This window comes from Rhizobium sp. NPDC092011 (assembly GCF_044756305.1).
Lineage (GTDB): Bacteria > Pseudomonadota > Alphaproteobacteria > Rhizobiales > Rhizobiaceae > Rhizobium.
This window is the reverse complement of record NZ_JBIVSO010000015.1, coordinates 25,536-42,524: the sequence shown is the minus strand read 5'-3', so window position 1 is coordinate 42,524 and position 16,989 is coordinate 25,536. Positions and strand designations below refer to the sequence as shown.

17 protein-coding genes and 1 other annotated feature are annotated in these 16,989 nt (G+C 56.1%); of the genes, 11 read left to right on the top strand and 6 right to left on the bottom strand.

Translation table 11 applies throughout. The features are described from left to right. The first annotated feature begins 248 nt into the window (after nt 1-248). Nucleotides 249-304: a sequence feature (sul1 is cis-regulatory element that is thought to sense ions involved in sulfur or methionine metabolism; They are found in Alphaproteobacteria), on the top strand. 1,226 nt (nt 305-1,530) lie between these two features. Then, nucleotides 1,531-1,839 carry a hypothetical protein gene (locus tag ACIQJ2_RS32485; protein WP_400675348.1) on the top strand — a complete coding sequence of 103 codons (309 nt, stop codon included), beginning with the start codon at nt 1,531-1,533 and terminating at the stop codon, nt 1,837-1,839. 268 nt (nt 1,840-2,107) lie between these two features. Here the strand turns inward: ACIQJ2_RS32485 and ACIQJ2_RS32480 are convergent, their stop codons facing one another. From ACIQJ2_RS32480 to ACIQJ2_RS32470, 3 genes are read right to left on the bottom strand one after another with little or no spacing between them, the layout of a single operon-like run. Next, the gene (locus tag ACIQJ2_RS32480) at nt 2,108-3,061 is read right to left on the bottom strand and encodes an ABC transporter permease (protein WP_113349430.1); all 954 of its coding nucleotides are present in this window, start codon (nt 3,059-3,061) and stop codon (nt 2,108-2,110) included. Next, entirely contained in the window at nt 3,051-3,983 is a 933-nt protein-coding gene (locus ACIQJ2_RS32475; protein WP_400675350.1) for an ABC transporter ATP-binding protein, read from the bottom strand. Before ACIQJ2_RS32475 ends, ACIQJ2_RS32480 begins: the two co-directional genes overlap by 11 nt. Continuing rightward, the gene (locus ACIQJ2_RS32470; protein ID WP_113349432.1) at nt 3,980-5,161 is read right to left on the bottom strand and encodes an NEW3 domain-containing protein; all 1,182 of its coding nucleotides are present in this window, start codon (nt 5,159-5,161) and stop codon (nt 3,980-3,982) included. Before ACIQJ2_RS32470 ends, ACIQJ2_RS32475 begins: the two co-directional genes overlap by 4 nt. Nucleotides 5,162-5,703: 542 nt before the next feature. On the opposite strand from ACIQJ2_RS32470, the gene ACIQJ2_RS32465 reads away from it, so the two are divergent. Continuing rightward, entirely contained in the window at nt 5,704-6,117 is a 414-nt protein-coding gene (locus ACIQJ2_RS32465) for a response regulator (protein ID WP_113349434.1), read from the top strand. Between the two features lie 17 nt (nt 6,118-6,134). Continuing rightward, nucleotides 6,135-6,431 carry a hypothetical protein gene (locus tag ACIQJ2_RS32460; protein ID WP_400675354.1) on the top strand — a complete coding sequence of 99 codons (297 nt, stop codon included), beginning with the start codon at nt 6,135-6,137 and terminating at the stop codon, nt 6,429-6,431. 88 nt (nt 6,432-6,519) lie between these two features. Here the strand turns inward: ACIQJ2_RS32460 and ACIQJ2_RS32455 are convergent, their stop codons facing one another. Next, nucleotides 6,520-6,990, bottom strand: a complete 471-nt coding sequence (locus tag ACIQJ2_RS32455) for a MarR family winged helix-turn-helix transcriptional regulator (protein ID WP_400675357.1) — start codon at nt 6,988-6,990, stop codon at nt 6,520-6,522. A gap of 402 nt (nt 6,991-7,392) precedes the next feature. On the opposite strand from ACIQJ2_RS32455, the gene ACIQJ2_RS32450 reads away from it, so the two are divergent. From ACIQJ2_RS32450 to ACIQJ2_RS32440, 3 genes are all read left to right on the top strand, one after another. Further along, nucleotides 7,393-8,742 (top strand): chloride channel protein, encoded by a 1,350-nt coding sequence (locus ACIQJ2_RS32450; RefSeq protein WP_400675359.1) that lies wholly within the window; start codon nt 7,393-7,395, stop codon nt 8,740-8,742. Nucleotides 8,743-8,842: 100 nt separating this feature from the next. Further along, complete coding sequence (locus ACIQJ2_RS32445; RefSeq protein WP_400675361.1) at nt 8,843-9,091, top strand: hypothetical protein; 249 nt, start codon at nt 8,843-8,845, stop codon at nt 9,089-9,091. Between the two features lie 149 nt (nt 9,092-9,240). After that, the gene (locus tag ACIQJ2_RS32440; RefSeq protein WP_400675363.1) at nt 9,241-9,381 is read left to right on the top strand and encodes a hypothetical protein; all 141 of its coding nucleotides are present in this window, start codon (nt 9,241-9,243) and stop codon (nt 9,379-9,381) included. 247 nt (nt 9,382-9,628) lie between these two features. On the opposite strand, the gene ACIQJ2_RS32435 is transcribed toward ACIQJ2_RS32440, so the two are convergent. Then, nucleotides 9,629-10,126, bottom strand: a complete 498-nt coding sequence (locus ACIQJ2_RS32435) for an invasion associated locus B family protein (protein WP_400675365.1) — start codon at nt 10,124-10,126, stop codon at nt 9,629-9,631. Nucleotides 10,127-10,406: 280 nt separating this feature from the next. Between ACIQJ2_RS32435 and ACIQJ2_RS32430 the strand changes: the two genes are divergently transcribed. Next, the gene (locus ACIQJ2_RS32430) at nt 10,407-12,275 is read left to right on the top strand and encodes a chloride channel protein (protein ID WP_400675367.1); all 1,869 of its coding nucleotides are present in this window, start codon (nt 10,407-10,409) and stop codon (nt 12,273-12,275) included. A gap of 464 nt (nt 12,276-12,739) precedes the next feature. On the opposite strand, the gene ACIQJ2_RS32425 is transcribed toward ACIQJ2_RS32430, so the two are convergent. Continuing rightward, nucleotides 12,740-13,045: a hypothetical protein gene (locus ACIQJ2_RS32425; RefSeq protein ID WP_400675369.1), complete on the bottom strand. Its 306-nt coding sequence runs from the start codon at nt 13,043-13,045 to the stop codon at nt 12,740-12,742. 360 nt (nt 13,046-13,405) lie between these two features. On the opposite strand from ACIQJ2_RS32425, the gene ACIQJ2_RS32420 reads away from it, so the two are divergent. From ACIQJ2_RS32420 to ACIQJ2_RS32405, 4 genes are all read left to right on the top strand, one after another. Continuing rightward, nucleotides 13,406-13,756: a hypothetical protein gene (locus ACIQJ2_RS32420; protein ID WP_400675371.1), complete on the top strand. Its 351-nt coding sequence runs from the start codon at nt 13,406-13,408 to the stop codon at nt 13,754-13,756. 138 nt (nt 13,757-13,894) lie between these two features. Next, nucleotides 13,895-14,641 carry a DUF4336 domain-containing protein gene (locus tag ACIQJ2_RS32415; protein WP_400675410.1) on the top strand — a complete coding sequence of 249 codons (747 nt, stop codon included), beginning with the start codon at nt 13,895-13,897 and terminating at the stop codon, nt 14,639-14,641. Nucleotides 14,642-14,991: 350 nt separating this feature from the next. Then, nucleotides 14,992-15,318: a phospholipase D-like domain-containing protein gene (locus tag ACIQJ2_RS32410; protein ID WP_400675373.1), complete on the top strand. Its 327-nt coding sequence runs from the start codon at nt 14,992-14,994 to the stop codon at nt 15,316-15,318. Nucleotides 15,319-15,858: 540 nt separating this feature from the next. Further along, on the top strand, nt 15,859-16,092 hold the full coding sequence (locus ACIQJ2_RS32405; RefSeq protein ID WP_400675375.1) for a helix-turn-helix domain-containing protein: 234 nt from the start codon (nt 15,859-15,861) through the stop codon (nt 16,090-16,092). Nucleotides 16,093-16,989 lie beyond the last annotated feature (897 nt).

Here is a 16,989-nt window from a genome sequence, read left to right as displayed (position 1 = left end):
GCTCTCCGTCCTTGGTTGCTTATGCGGGACCTCATTGACATGCGCCGCGAATAACAGGCTTGGAGCTCGATGACCGACGAGGAGAGGTGCGGCCAGGCCGCGCAATGGGCACCTTTCGCTCAGATGGCCGAGCTTGATGGCGACCGGCTCCAGTTGCCGTATTGCAGAACGGTTCCATCACTTGGCAACTGAAATGCAGTGCAGATATTTCCCTTTTATCAAAAGCCGCGCCTATAAGGGCGCACTCGACTGGACCCGGTGAGAATCCGGGTGGCTATTCCGGCCGCCGATCCACCGGACCACGCAAAACCTGTTTGCCGACTTGCGGCCTCCTCACCGAGGGCAGGCTTCCTTTGCGAGAATTCACCCGATGCTACGGCCTTTTGTCCGACGGGAGTGGCTTGCCAATCCACCCCAGAGGTGCTCGCGAGCCGTCGCCACCTTTACCTAAATTCCCGAGGTTAGGCGCTAGGTTCGACAGATAAAGGACGCCGAGGATATGGCTTTCATCACGATCCTGCTGCGTAGCTTGAGCCAAAGGGGCATTGTCATCTGATCGAGCCGACCTTGCATGATTCATGCCCGGAATTTCACTTTTTGCCATAAGCAAAGAGCGCCTTTTGGGCGCCTCGAAATGTGGGTTCTGATTTCCTAGCGAGCTGAGACCAATGCAAATGTGAGCCGACGACGCGACACATCCGTTGGACGCATATGCATGACATAAAACCTAAAGGATGAAAAGGATGCTGAGATCAATCAAGCTGAATTGGTACACGCCAGTCTCGCGATCATGCTTGGGGAATGAGGGATCCTTGCTGGATGGCCATTGACAATTTGTCTGAGGTGCATCTTTCAACATAGTCGAATCACTTTCCTCAGCATGGCTATTCTATAGCCCACCATTGACCTTTGATCTCTGAAAACTTTCGCCTCCCAGTGAAGGTGCGAGGACCAATGTGAAACGAATAGCTGCACCAGTAGCCAGAGTTTTGTCTGGCTGCCGTACAGTGCGCATCAGTCGCATTCACATCTATCGCCGCTGAGATTTCATCGACCGATGGGCCTGCCGAAAATGGCCGCCAATCATGCCAAATAAATATAACTGCAATGGCAGCTACAATACCGATCGTAATGCGGCGTAGCTTCATCATCCTTCCAATCACATTGCCGGACAAGTCTTGCGCCGCCAAGCTATGACGGGACAATACTGCGTCGGTTTAGCGGAGCGAGATTGCGACAAGAAGGACTGCGAATTTGCTCCAGAATTATTTGTCGCTGTCCACATTCGTTTGAAGACTTTATATCAGAACATGATATATATCGGTTAAATTTGCTGGCCAGTTCTGGGATGTTGTTGGACTGCGATTTTAATGCTGCTGATGACAGGGGATCGACAATTCCCTTAGGGTCAAGCGGCTCGCAGGAGGGGTGGGTCGAGCTTGGAAGTGGCGGTAGGTTGAGTTCTGATTGTCGGAGCGGTGTCCGCAATGAAGAGGAGATGGTGTTTGATGGAGCGCCATAGATGATGCAATGGGCGATGTCGTAAAATTCAAATCTGACAGGATTGGCGGTCAACGCCTGATGCGAACGGCGAAGCTTGAAGAGGAACTGAGACTAAGCTTTCCTTCGGCACCAACGTCAGCTCACAACGATCGCAACGCGCTGATCGCAAAGTATCATCAGAGATCGGCGGAACAAGAGGTCGGGTTTCCGCTGCTTGGTATCGCAATCATGATCCTGGCGATCGCGGTCTATGCGCTGGCTGCATTTCATCTCACGGACCAGCCGCACTACTCCGCCCGAGCCAATCTTCTTCCGCCGCTTATGGCTCAGCAATAGCGCGCGAATCCTCTCAGCAGGCGCGAAAGTCCGCTCCCCGGTCGTGTTGGTGCGAGTGGTTGGGGAGCGTCACAAGGCCAGTTGGTATGAGGGCGTGTCAATTGCCGCCGATTTAAATGAGATAGTGCGATAAAGAAACACGTCCGTCGGCGGGGGAATGTTCCTTCGCTCTCAGCCATCACCGTCGTATTGAAACGGATCAGTGGCTGCAATCGAGGTCGAATGGTTTTTCTCACTCGACAACTGCCGAGTTGATTGTGGCATCTGCCTATGCCCTTATCTCCTGCCTTTGGAACACGACATAGGCGATCGTGTAGACGAGCAACATGGCGGCAATCAGCCCCGAGAATTGCGGCCAGATCAAGAGGATGCTTTGATCGAAGGGCAGCGGCGCTCCAAGCAGGGCTCCCTGGAGCTGACTGACGAATATCAGGCCCAGCGCCCTGGTTGCCGGATTAAGAAGCGCAAGCGTCGCCTCGCCGAACAGCGTGTTGGGAGACAGTCGCGCAATGGCATGCGCGATTTCCGCCTGATGCACGGCCGTCATCGGATCGAGGGGATCGACAGGCGCTATCGCTCCAGCAAGAAGCGGCCCGATCATGCTCCAGAAGATCGTGAAGACGAGCCAGAGCGTCAACCCGGCAAGCGCCGACGTCGCGGGAGCTCGGAAGATCGTCGAAAACAGCATCGAGATCGCCAGCCAAACGCCGGCATAGGCAAGCGAAGCAATCAGGAAGGCCACGCCTCGCATGATTTCCTCGCCCGACGGCGGCAGGCCGAGCATCAGAATCCCCATGCCGGTGACGAGCAGCCAGAGCGTGACCAGGCAGATCCCTATGACCAGAAGCCCCCCGATGAATTTTCCGGCGAGCAGCGCATCGCGATAGATCGGCTGGGACAGGATACGGCTCATCGTGCGGCGGTTATACTCGCCGTTGATCGCGTCGAAGCCAAGCGCTATTGCCACAAGCGGCAACAGGAAGCCCAGGAAGGCGACGAAGGACGGCAGCGGCTCGCGGGCCGTTGTGAAGATGCGAAGGAAAAGGAACTGATCTTCGCTAAGGGTATTCTTGATCTCGCCGATTGCCGCATAGATCGAGCCGAAGGCGGTGAGGAGCACGAGCAGCATCACAAGATGCATACGCGGGCTCGTCATGTGATCGGCTGCCTCCTTCATGGCGACAGTGGAGAGACCGGCAAAGGGAGAGCCTTCACGCTGCATGATCCACCTGTTCGAAATAACGCACATAGACTTCATCGAGGCTCGAGCGATCCATCGACAGTCGCTTGAGACGGCCGCCGGCCGAAACGATCCTGCTGGCGATTTCGGGGCGAACATCCGTCTCCGCGTCGATACGGGTGACGTCCGATGCTATTGCGGTCATCCGCGTAATCCGTGGGACATCCGCAACTATCTTGGCGGTATCGCATCTTTCCGCTTCGACCTCGATGATGTACGACCCGCCAAGGACCTGGCTTGCGAGATCCGCAACGCGGCCGACCAAACCGACCCTGCCGCGATGGAAAAGCGCCACCCTGGAACAGATCGCCTGGACCATCGACAAGAGATGCGACGACAGGACGATCGTCATGCCTTCACCGGCGAGCTGTACGATGAGATCGAGGAGTTCCTGCGTCGACTGCGGATCGAGACCCGAGGTCGGCTCGTCCAGAATGGCGACTTCGCTTCCCTTTGCCAGCAGATCGGCAATACCGAGCCGCTGTCGCATGCCGCGGGAGAAGGTACATACACGGCGGTCGGCAACCTCCGTGAGGCGCACGCGCGCCAAGGCGCCTGCAATGTGCTGCTCCGCATCGGCAATGCCGGCCAGGCGCATGGTGTAGCGCAGATTCTCCCAGGCGCTCATGCTGTCGTAGAATCCGACGGCATCCGGCAAATAGCCAACCCTTCGCTTGACCTCCAACGGCTCGCGCAAGGGATCATGACCCAGCACGCGTACGCTGCCGCCATCGGCTTCGGTCAGTCCGAGCAAAAGCAGGATCGTCGTCGTCTTGCCGGAGCCGTTCGGCCCGAGCAGCCCAAAAATCTCTCCCTTATTGACCACCAGATCGAGACTTTCGACCGCAACAGCGCGGCCATAGTGTTTGGTGAGGCCCTTTGCCTCGATGACAGGCGTATTCATCGGCGTCCATACCTCGTGACTGCCATGGCGAGCACGATGACGGCGGCGCCGATCACGCCGAGACCGGCGGCTCCCCAAATGGTTGACGTTGTCACGGTGACACGGAAGTCCGCATTGTCGGATGCACCACTACCGTCCGCCCTTATGCTGACCATGTAATCGCCTGCAATGGCATTGTTCGATGGCGTCATGTGCACGGCAACCGTCTGCTGTGCACCGGGTGCGATGGTATCGAGCGCCTTCGGGTCAAGCTGAACATTCCAGCCACTGGGAGCATTTGCCGAAAGCTTGACCTCCGTCGCAGGTGCCGTTCCGGAATTGTTGATGGTGAAGTTGAACACCTGTTCTCTGCCGGCCACGGCCCTGCCGGAAAGCCGGCCATCCGGGCCTGACAGGGACATCGACGGCTGACCGGTGACATCGAGCACCAGCTGCGTCTTGCCCTGAACCTTCGGGCTGGACGCTTCCACCATGACTGGATACTTGCCGGCGGCAACATTCTGTGGCGGCTTTACGGATACCTTTACGGTCTTGGTTTCACCTGGCTTGAAGGGAAGGCTGGTCAGTTCCTGGCTGCCGTATTGTTCTTTGAACGTCGCGGCAAAGCCGGACGGAGCATCCGAAACGAGATTGAGGGTCTCGTTCTCCTGGCTGTCATTCTTGATGGCGACATCGAAATCGAAGTTCGAACGAGGCGTTCCCCTGAGCGCCGGCAGGCTCGGCGTCAGCGTCACCTTGTCTGGCTCCGCGGCAGCCAGCGTCATCGAAATTGGCAGTTGCAGTGTCTCGTTCGTGTCGGAGGTGCCGCGAACGGTAAAGTTATAGGTTCCGGGCTTGATGGAACCGGGTGTCGTAATCTTCAAGGTCAGCCTCTGGCTGTCATCGGAACCGACGATCGCGGCGCTGACGGGCTTGCCCGCACCATCCAGCTCCCATTTCCAGTTATCCGGCAGACCGTTGACTGAAAAGGCAATACGAGCCGGCGGCAGGTTTGAATTCGAAAGGGTCAAGGACAGGCTGGTATCTTCACCGATACGTTCGGTCAGAACCGGAAAATCCGTCGTCAACCACAAGCCCGTGGGTTTGGCTGGCGCCATTTGCGCGCAACCGACAGAGGCATACGAAACCATCCCGCCGGCAAGCACCATGGCCGGCAGGAAATGACGAAAGCGAGTCATCGCATCACTCCCAAATCAATAATGGCACGCTTGGCTCGGCAGCATTTGATGCGCCAAGACACTCGGACGATCCGGCGCAATTGCGACAAGAATCGGGCAAAGACATTAAATCTTCTTAATATGATCGCTTGTCATGGAAGCCCCGCAACAGAGCATTGCAGCGATCCTTGACGGACTTAACGGAGGAGACATTCCTCGTAGATGATCTGAAATTGAAGAAAATGCAAATTAGAATCAGATGTTTAATATGCATAGAGGCAGCGCGGAATTTTGATCGAGCGCTTTTCGAAAGGAATTTGGCATTGTTTCCGGGCCTGCGATCGGTCATCTTCTTCTTGCTCGTATTTTATATCACTTCATGATATTTTGAATGGAATTGACGAGGTGTGATTCTGAATAGGGGATGAATAAATGGAAGATTTTGAAGTTTTTATGAGGCCATATTAGCGTTTTTATTTGCCTTGGAGCATTGGCGCCGTACCCAGAGGCTGCGGACGCAAGGATTTTGGCAAGGCTGTAGTTGATAGTTGGGGGATTGATTGATGAAACGCGTTCTGATTGTTGAGGATGATCCGTTGATCGCGATAGATCTTCAACATGTCATCCATGATCTCGGGTATGAGACCTCGGGAATTGCCAACAGCTTTGAAAGCGCAAAGCGGCTCGCGCCGCATTCTGACCTCGCCCTGGTGGACGTCAATCTGGTCGACGGCGCCACCGGACCCCGCATCGGGCAATTTCTCGCCGGCGAATTTGGTATCTCGGTCGTCATGGTGACGGCCAATCCAGAAGCCCTCGCCGATGGGATTTCCGGGGTTATCGGCGTCATCTCCAAGCCCGCGCAACCGGCTACAATCAAGCAGGTGCTGGAGTTCATGTTGAATTACAAGAACCAACAGTTGCCCCATCCTCCGGCACTACGCCTGCTTTCGTTCGAAAGACGTGACCGCATCTAGAGAGGTGAAGCAGCATCATGGAAACGCGCGAGCCCCTCTGCCTTCTGTCATTGCGCCTGGAAAAGCTGCTGCAGCGTCATGGTGTCCTCGACGATCAAGGCCAGATGGAAACCTCAAAAACCGGTGAAATACCGGCTGAGCTTCAACAGAGACTGTCCGGGCTCATTGAAAACATGGCTGAGCTTAGAGGGCTGATCGACGTCGGCCAGGATGCTCGCCGTGGCAAATCGCTCTCCCTGGCGGTGATGCACGCCGCCTACGTCATGATGGAGGAAGTCTGCGGCGCATTGGAACGCAGCGAAGAAAAGCAATAGAAGTGCTTCCCGTTGCACGCCCGAAGGCGTGGATGTTGCGCTCCGCCGGAGCGAAACTATCGAGCACAGATCTCGATTTTCGCTGCGATCAGTCGGATCGCGACAGGCGCCGGAGCCGCCTCAAGGATTCGACCAGGAGTTTCTCATTCTCGAACATTCCGTTGAGATGGATCCTCGCCAACTGCTCCAGCAGTTCTTCGCCCACCTCAGTCAGGCCGATCAACACGCTGCGCTTGTCTTCCGGAGAAGGCGTGCGCACTGCCAAGCCCGCAGCCTCCAGCCGATTTACCAGCTGGACTGCACCATTGTGCTGTAACAGCATCTGTTCAGCCAACTCTCGCATCATGACCTGCCGCGCTGGCGCGACCTTGATCACAAGCAGGGCTTGATACTGCTGTGACGTTACACCAACTTCGGAAAGCGCGGCCTCGCTAAAGGAAAGAAACCGCCGCATGGCGAGGCGCACCCCCGCCAGACCGTGATAGACATCAGGATCCAGAGGCTCGGTCACGTCAAATTCACGTCTGTGAGATCGTCTGGGCCGCTTGTCCGGGTGCATTCACATCATCCTCTATCTCTAGCGAGACGATATATTTTAGACACGCCCCGACTGGCAAGCATTTAGGGTAGACGTGACATTTGGCCTGCGTGCGGATGCCGTTTGCATTGCTTTCAGGAAAGCCCCCGACCTGCTTCTCGACAACTTAACGCCATTCGTCATGCGTCTGAGGCGGATGAGCGATACGAGTCGCCTCCTTTGGCAACATTCATCATTCCCCTAAAAGGCGATTCACTCGTCGGAATATTTCTACTTATGCTCCGGTTCGCATTTGCGATCCTTCGATCGGACAACTTGGCGAGACTAGGTCGATGTGCTTTCGGCAGCTCAATTAAATCTCGTATTTTATATCACTACATGACATATAGCGTTAGGAGATTTTCACTATCACTTAGGCAAATGATGTCATCGCGCTTCCGTAAACCAAAATTACTCCGTCGCTCCCGCGTTGTCTTGGGCTCGATCAATCTATGGCGGCCGCGGCTGGTGTTCTGGACGGGGGCGCTGGCGATCGGCGTGATTAGTGTCGGCTTTGCCAAGCTTGCCGATCTAGCACAACGCGCCTTTGCCGGAGTAACGAGTTCTGGGGAGTGGGGCTGGCTGCTGCCGCTTGCACTGACGCCGCTCGGCTTCATGCTTTCTGCCTATCTGGCGGCGACCTTGTTTCCGAATTCTCAAGGAAGCGGCATTCCCCAGGCGATTGCGGCGCGGCATCTGCATCATGACGAAGATCGCACGAAACTGTTGTCGCTAAAGGTCGCTCTCGGCAAGATCGTGCTAACCACACTGGGGCTCTTTTGTGGCGCCTCGATCGGCCGCGAGGGGCCGACGGTGCAGGTCGGCGCGTCCTTCATGCTGGCGGTTGCCCGGCTCAGTGGCATGGCACAGGCGAAGGGATTGATCCTGGCGGGTTCCGCCGCAGGCATCGCGGCCGCATTCAACACGCCTCTTGCCGGCATCGTCTTTGCCATCGAGGAAATGAGCCGCGCCTATGAATCGCGCGCCAATGGCCTGGTACTGATGGCCGTCATTCTCTCCGGTCTCGCAGCACTCGGCCTTTCCGGCAGCTACAATTATTTTGGCACGGCCGATGTTGCGCCGATAGTGCTCAGGGACTGGATCGCCATGCTGATCTGTGGCGTCGGCGGTGGTACGCTCGGGGCTGCCTTCAGCGGCCTTGTCCTTTACAGCGGTATTCGCATCCGCCGCTGGGCTTTGCCGCAGCCTCTGGCACGCGTCGTCATGTTTGCTGGCCTATGCGGTCTTGCCATTGCCATTATTGGCGTCGTGTCGGGTGGCAACACTTTCGGCACCGGCTATGAACAGGCACGTGGTGCAGTCGAGGGCTATGCCCTGCCCGTGTTGTTCTTCGCCGAAAAGCTGCTGGCGAGTTTCCTATCGATGATCTCGGGTATTCCGGGTGGCATCTTCGCGCCGTCTTTGGCCGTTGGCGCCGGTCTCGGCAGTACGGTTGGCTCATTGCTCGGCACTAGTATCGCGCTGGCGGCGATCCTTGGCATGGCGGGCTACTTCGCGGGCGTCGTACAGGCGCCGATGACCGCCTTCGTCATCATATTGGAAATGACTGGCGACCATCAGGCTGTCATCCCGATCATGGCCGTGTCGATGATCGGCTATGTGACATCGCGCTTGCTATCGCGCGAGCCCTTGTATCACGGGCTGTCGCGCGTCTTCATCGCCGCAGCGATCCGCGCACGGCGTAGCACGGAAAGAAATCTATCCCACACCTAGTTGGCTCGGAAGGGCCATCGAGCGAGACCCTGCAAACGACAAGCGTCAACGCACCTCGGGAATGGAGCTCAACGATATGACCTCATTCTGGAATGCAACCGTGATCTTCCCGGTCATGGCGATCTCGTCGCACATTGAAGCGCCCCAGGCGATTTTCGTTTCGGATCAACCGTCCGATTGCGCAGACGTCGTTGAAAAGGTTCTGATCAAGACCAAAGGCCGGCTCCTGTCGTTTAGCTCAACCAAGGATAAATGCACGGTTGTTTTTCTTCTGGATAAGGACGGGGAGCGTCCCGAAAAAGTTATCATAAAGGTCGATAGAAACAAGATTTTCGACAAGATCGAATAGTTTCTCGTACTGCAAGGATACAATCATAGATTGCCATCTTCACGCAACTGAGTATCTCTCGCACTGAAGATGAAACTGAAAATACAATATTGAAGCCCTCGGCGGCTTTCAGTTGATGGTTTGGTTCCAATGGAAGTGGATGATCGTTCATGACAGGCAAGATCACGCGCAGAATGATATTTCTAGTATGCGCGTTTCTCATCGTGCTGACGGCACTTGGTCTTCTGATGCGATTGTATGGCCCGATGGCAGAAAGTCATCAAAAATACGGCGAGATTACCAAGGTTTAGGGCGATCTCGTTAATCGCCAGGTCGGCGGCAAATTGACTTGGGGCCGTTTCTTGTGTGTTTGGATTTTCGGCGCGCCAGCTCAATGCGAGCCTGTCGGCTCGGAGCCCAGATCCGCGTGACATGATAGCGATCGAGAGCTGGGCTCCATTACATGAACGGGCGTGGTGGATCACGTTTGTGCCGGTCTAAGTGAGGCGGAAGCCACAATCAGCCCGGCCGCTCTCAAGTGAGAGAAATTACCAGGCGTCAATTGCAGGCATCGATCCGTTTCAACGCGGCGGTGATGCCTGAGAGGGAATAGGAATAGCTGGTGGCGGTTCCCCGCTTCGAAGTAGCGTGCAGTTCCAATTTGTCGCCCGACTTCAGCGCCTGGATCATGGACGGCTGGTCAGCTTCGTTCTGAACCCAGCCGTGCCTGTCCTGGGTGAACATCGCAAAGGTTTTGCCGCCAATCACGGCGGTCATCGGCGCACCTTGCCTGAGATCGTAACCCACCATTGCCTCCGGGACGTAGTCCTTTCCCGATGGGTGCGCGACCATAAAGAAGTTGTCGCCATGATCCACATTGGCGGGCATCTGCGCCGTCGGCGTCGATAGGATATAGCAACTCGTGCCGCCGTCGGACTTATAGGAAAATGCGCCCCATGCACCGAATTGATCGAGGCGGACGGGCGGTGCGGCGTGAGCTGCGGTGATTGCGGACATGGTGAGTACGAGAGAGGCTGCGAGAATTTTGACAGTCATCGTTTCCTATCATTTCTTCTGTCAAGGAAGCCCGGCGCGAACATGCACGTAGACATCTCGTCATGCTTTCAAGCTTGCCGCTACTGATCGGCCCGCTGCGGGCAATTTCCTTCGAGATTGATCTGGACCCGATCCGCCGATCGCGAATCGGTCGCTTTTCATAACGCGGATTTTGTGTCATGTCATGATATATATGGAGGCCAGTGATTTGCCTATCGGCGCGTAGGCTTGCATAGGTCTCGAAGCAGCCAATAAGCACAATCCACCAAGGGGCATGTTCATGGCAGACGCCGAGAGGTCGAACCTCGATCATGGAAAGGCTCGCGGCCCGACGGAAGATGGCCCTGCTCGGCGTGTCGCAAATAACGGTACGGCGGAGCACGACCAAGACTTGCGGTTGGGCTTACTTTTGCTGTCGGCTCTGGCACTCGGCCTCGGCATCGTGACAGGCCTGGGGGCGGTCCTGTTCCGCGATTTGATTGCACTTCTTCACAACCTGTTCTTCAACGGCACTCTCTCGATCGCCTATGACGCAAACGTGTTCACCGCACCCAGTCGATGGGGTGTGTTCATTATAGCCGCGCCGGTTATCGGAGGGATCATCGTCACTTTTGTCGTCAGCAATTTTGCGCCGGAGGCCAAGGGACACGGCGTCCCCGAGGTCATGAACGCCATCTATCATCATGAGGGTCGCATCCGGCCGATTGTCGCGGTCGTGAAATCTCTCGCTTCTGCCGTCGCAATCGGTAGCGGCTCGTCGGTCGGTCGCGAGGGGCCCATCATTCAGATCGGTTCGGCACTGGGATCAACCCTTGGACAGATCATTCGCATGCCGATCGGCCAGCGCATCGTCATGGTTGCGGCCGGCGCCGGCGCGGGCATCGCCGCGACTTTCAACACGCCGATTGGCGGCGTCATGTTTGCCATCGAACTGATGATGCCGGAAGTCAGTGTCAGCACCTTCCTGCCGGTCGCAATCGCCACGGGAGCCGCAACGTTCGTCGGCCGATGGTTCATCGGCCAGCAGCCTGCATTCCTCGTGCCCCCCCTGCAGGCGCTGACGACCGATGGAAGTGCCGTCATACTACTGTTTCTCTACACCGCGCTCGGCGCCGTGGCCGGCGTCGCGGCCGCCGCCTTCATTCACGGCTTGCATCTGGCCGAAGACTGTTTTGAGAAAATTCCAGGCCGCTACACGCGCCATATCCTCGGCATGTGGCTTCTTGGCCTTCTCATGTACGTTCTCTTTGACCGTTTCGGCCAGTACTATGTCGATGGTGTCGGGTACGCCACGATCGAGAGCATTTTGGTCGGTCACACGACGACCCTTGGGCTCCTGGCCTTGCTGTTCGCATGCAAGTTGATCGCAACATCGACCAGCCTGGGTGCGGGATCTTCCGGCGGCATCTTCTCGCCATCGCTCTTCATGGGCGCGACGCTCGGTGGAGGCTTTGCAGCTGTTCTCCAGGCGCTCGGAGTTCCGCTTCCGATCAGCATCCCGGCCTTTGCCATGGTCGGCATGGGTGCGATGGTCGGCGGTGGCACCGGCGCGGTGATGACGGCCATCACCATGACATTCGAGATGACCCGGGAATATGACATCGTCATGCCGATGATACTCGCGGTCGCCACCAGTGTCGGTGTCCGGCGACTGCTTTCCCGCGAGAATATCTACACGCTCAAGCTGGTCCGCCGGGGCCGGCCGATACCTAAGGCGTTGCATGCCAACATGTTTCTGGTGCGCCATGCCCACGAAGTCATGGACAGCGACATCCTTATATTGCCGGCGGAACAGAGCTTCGACGAGTTTCTACGTCAGCACGAAGAGGAGGGACGGCTTCGCCACGTCGTCGTGATTAAGGGCAGCCATGTGTTTGGCGTCATACGCATCAACACGGGCCTGCGTCGCGGTCTGGAGGATCGTCATACCGGCATAAGCCTCGGCGATATCGCCAGCCGCGATTTTACCATCGTCGGCACAGAAATGATCGCCTCCGACGTCATTCAGCGGATATGGCGAAAGAACGCGTTCATGGCCGTGGTTGTTCGCGGGCACGGAGTTCCGCGAGAGGCCGATGTTGTCGGCGTCATCACCAGGGAGCACGTCGCCAATTCGGTGGCTGATGGTCTCAAGATCTATCCCAGGTGAGGGAGCGCTCGCAATTCATTGTAGGATCTTGCCAATTATTCGACCAATGTGGGAGGCGATGCGTTGCTTCTCGCTGAATAGCTCGGCTGTCCGCTTAAATGCATGATGAAGACGGCGAAGGCCGCGATTGAACAAAGCAGGATAACGAGCGGAATGATCACCGTGTTCAGAACGCCCATGAGGGACGGCATTGTCTCAGGATTTCTCCTTACGATATCGGAATCGGCACGCGCTGTCGCCGGAGTACGCAATTCGGGCAGTCGAGCGTTTACCCGCCCGCGAGGCACTTCGACACGGTGTCGTCGGGACCGCGTTTTAAATGCTTTGAAGTGCACTATCTCAGCCATGGTCATGTCCTCGGAAGGTTGAAAGTAAATCCCGGATACATCTCGGATCGCATAAGCTGTCTCTGCGATATTGGCGCCTGCCGCCGAGTCATCCTAATCGAGAATGGAAGGCAGGGATCACCGGCTTTGCGCCGTAGCGGTATGGGCGGACAGATGCGTTGGACTTTTTGCATCATAATCCAACACAGATCCAACCTCACCGAAAACGTGAACGTTGCCTCCATGGTTTTTAAGCGTGCCGGCAACAGAGCCATGGATCGTCACGATCGCGCCGGCTTCCACGATCAGATCGTGACAAATCGTTCCGTAAAGCTCAAAGGTTCTTCCTCGCGCAATCGTGACACTTCCGATAATGACACCATGAAACTCCACATCGCGATCTAGCCGTACCGAGCCATCAATTCTGACATCAAGCCTTTCCACCCCAGTTTCCTCCATGGCTTACGTGTCGTTGTTATTGCAAAGGACCAGTTGGCGGCTCCGCCATAGGGTCCATTGGTCCAATATATGTCACGTCATGATATAATTAAATGGGAGATCGACGAGATCCGAGAGAAAATCGGCTGAATCTGCGCAATCTTCTGTCCGGCTGCAGGCGGCGGCTGGACGAGCGGCGCATGGCAGGCTGCAGCCAAGGACGTCACCGTTGTTGGCAATCCGCCTGGAATTTGGGGCATGGTATAAATTTCATTAAGAGAAAAATGCGCCCGGTCTGTACAATCTATATCATGCCGTGATATAAAACGCCCCTCTCCACTCGTGGAATTGACGGGTCTGCTACCGATGGCGCCAAAGCAAAAGACAAACGCAATAACGGCGCTTTTCGATGACCTTGCCAGCGCGAACGAGGCGATTGAGCGTCTGGTTTCCGTTGGCATCCCTCCGACAAAGATCGAGGTGCTGACGGGACCCGATGCCATCGCATTTGCGGCCAACGAAGACAATGGGTTTTGGCAAAAGCTGGCAACATTGCTATTCGAGGACGACGACAGGACCGCGCTCCTGCGAGACTTGCGTCACGGAAGCCACCTGCTTGTTCTCAGTGATCTGGAATTCGGTGAGGATGATCTCGCGCTCGACATTCTCGACAATGATGATCTTTGGGATGCTCGTGACAGCCGTCTTGAGAAGTGAAACTACGTTGCTTGCAATTGGATAGACGATCCTCGTTTGGCGCCGGTTGTCCGGCTGCGCTGTGAGGCAGCGTCGGCCTGCGCCACCGTCTCCAGGCAACGTCAAAGCCGATCGTCGATCTCCAACGAAGGAGTCACCTTGTCTTGTGAACCCCGAGGCACATACCCGCCGATTGGTGTTCTGAAGCCGGTTGCGGAGAATGTCTGGCTTGTCGACGGTCCGCTTATTCGGTTTGGCATGCCATGGCCGAGGATGTCGTTCCCGACGCGAATGACCGTGATCAGGCTTGCCGGTGGCCTTTTCATTCATTCACCGATTGCACTTTCGTCCAATTTAAAAAGGCATCTGCAAGAATTGGGCTCCCCGCGTTGGATCGTGGGGCCGAACCGTATCCATTATTGGTGGATCCCCGATTGGAAAGACGCCTATCCCGACGCGGACATCTATCTTGCCCCGCGCATTCGCGAACAATCCAAGGGGCGCATCACTTTTGCTGCGAAGGACCTGTCGAGGACGACCGGCTATCCGTGGGATGACGAACTCGCAACCTTGCCCGTAGAAGGCAGCTTCATGACTGAGATAGAGTTTTTTCATCCTGAGAGTCGTACATTGCTGCTCACCGACCTCATCGAGAATTTTGAACCCTCCCGGCTCGATGGCTTCCTTATGCGCTGTCTTACATGGCTTGGCGGAGTGCAGGACCCGCATGGAAGCATGCCCCGGGACATGAGAGTGACGTTCATGCGAAATCCCCTAAGCCTCAAGGCTGCCGTCGAAAAGATGATCGAATGGGATCCCGAGCGGATTATCCTGGCCCACGGTCGCTGGTACGAAACGGACGGCACCCGGGAATTGCGTCGCGCTTTTGGTTGGTTGCTTGGCTAGGCTTGCACCCTGTCCAATGTCAGGTGCCCTGACTTTGCCCGTCGCCGGACGTTTTTCATCGCAAATGGAACCTTGAGCGTTCGAAATTGCCAGCAGTCGATCTCCTGCAATCGTCCAGTCCTGTACATGGAAGGCTCGACGAACACGCGCGATCGTATCCACTCGCATTAACTCCCCCTCCATCCGCCCGTAAAGGACAGATGGTCACACGCAACAGGAGGGGTCAAAATTGAAAATTGGACGCCGGTCACCCCGCCACAGGGGTCAATATTCACGCCGAAATACAGTCGGAGCCTCGAAGCATATCTGGGTCCACGATCAACTGGGAGGTCTGGAGGTTTTTTCGCAAAATGGCATCGATGTTACTGCGGTGGGGCAGGGGCGTTGAAGTCCTGGCGATCCTCGACAAGACAAACGAGCGGAAATATTCGGGCGCTACATTGCTCGACGCGGCCACCACTCCGGTCTGGATCGATTTCGAGCCGCCGATTGCGCATAACAAGATCATGGCAATTGATGAGCGGCTAGCGATCGGCGCGTCGTACAACTGCACGGCCTTGGCTCAGAAACGGGATGTGGAGAACGCGACCGTCTTGGAGAGTCGAGAACTGGCGCGAGAGTATTTGGCGAGTTGTGATAGCCGGCTGAAGGGTTCTCGTCCGTTCGAAGCATCCTGAGAAAATCGGTGATCGAATGGCCGCAGTCAAAAAGTTCTGTCCCTAGTGCGAGGCAGAGCGTGATTGCCTTGCGGCACTTCATGCGAAACGTCGATTGGGGTGCCAATTTCGCACGGCGCGCCGTAAAGGAGCCGTCTCACAGAAACCTGAACGACGTCATGTAGCGTACGAAAAATAGTCAGCAAACTCTACTTTGGCGCGCGAATTTCACTTTCTTAAATATAAGCAATGTCTATCATATATATATGCGATATTATCTGCACCAGGATGATGATGGCGACTATTCCATTCTGGACATGCGCACCTTCGAGGTTGTGACGCGCTCCGGTGTGACGCTAGACCGACTGCACCTTGAAGCCGCAAAGACGTTGCTTAGCCTTCTAGAAGAACTAGACCGTCGCAGAGAGCTGCCAAATTAACAGATCGCTGCATCGCAGCTGCCTAATGGGCTGAGTTCGTATACCGCTAATATCTGAATTTACTCGGTCGTTGACGGGTCTCATTCTCCCGGTAAGTCGCGATCCAAGGGAGGATGCCACGATGCCTGTTGAAGCGGGATCTTTCGAAAAGTCGGCCGAAAAGGGTGCTGTCGTTGTGGGGGCGATCCAAACCCATCCCCATCCCACCGTCGAAGTGACGAGGCACAGGTCCGAAACCGTGTTGCGGTTGAAAGCTGATGGTCGATCAATCGATGACATAGCACGGGAAGCCGATGTTAGCCGATCTACGGTGATCAGAATTCTACGCTATGTTGAAAGAGCCGCGGCAGGTTAGCCTACCGCGCAGGACCGTTTGAACGCGCGACAAGCTAGCACTTTTGCGAGTACACAGCTAGGCGAAGCCGCAGCCTTGTCAGCCACCGAACGCGGAGAAAAACCAAGAAAGTCAATACAAAGGCTCTCGATCAACTGCGCTGACTGCAGGATCGGGTGCTGTTGCCCGAAATGGCGACCATATCCATTCACGATCAAGGGCAGGTTGCGGTGTTGCGGGAAGGGCTTTACCAGATCCAGCAGGCCATCAATGAGCTTGGGGACATGCTGGGTGGACCGAACACGGCCTAAGCCAGTCCTTGCTTTGGATCGGCACCCTCCGGTTTCCGGTTGTTTGATAGGCTGCGTTGTGCGCCTTATAAAAACCGCAGTGCCTTTCTGTTTTCCTCGGGACAGCGGTCGCTAAAGTGGAGGGCTGCCGTCAATCGAGTAAGATCGTGAAGCTTATCGGGATAGGTCAACCCGCAGCGATAGAGCTTGATCAGCTTTGTAAAACGAATATTCGGATTTCCAACCCTCTGACGTTTCCAAGAGTTCGCGTGAGATCGATGCGAAAACAGCGGAGTCGAGGGTCCGGATTGGCTCAAGATCAAAAGGTAATCTCAACATCAACCGCCTTCGGCCGATGCTGGTCGCGGTCGCGGTTTTTGTGACGAAACGGATGGTCCGGCCAAATTTGTCCTGGCGCAGGAGAGTTCAAATCGTTCAGATGACTAAACTGCGCAACCAATGGCGATGGTATCGTTGATGAGTGCGGCCGTTGGGTCCTCGCCGGATGTGGTCACCATTGACGCCCTCTGATTAGCCAGGGGGCCAAGCAAACAAACAGGACCTGTAAGTATCGGTAGTTTCGCGTCACCGGCCCGATGGCCGCGCGAAGCCGGATCGCTGTATTTCG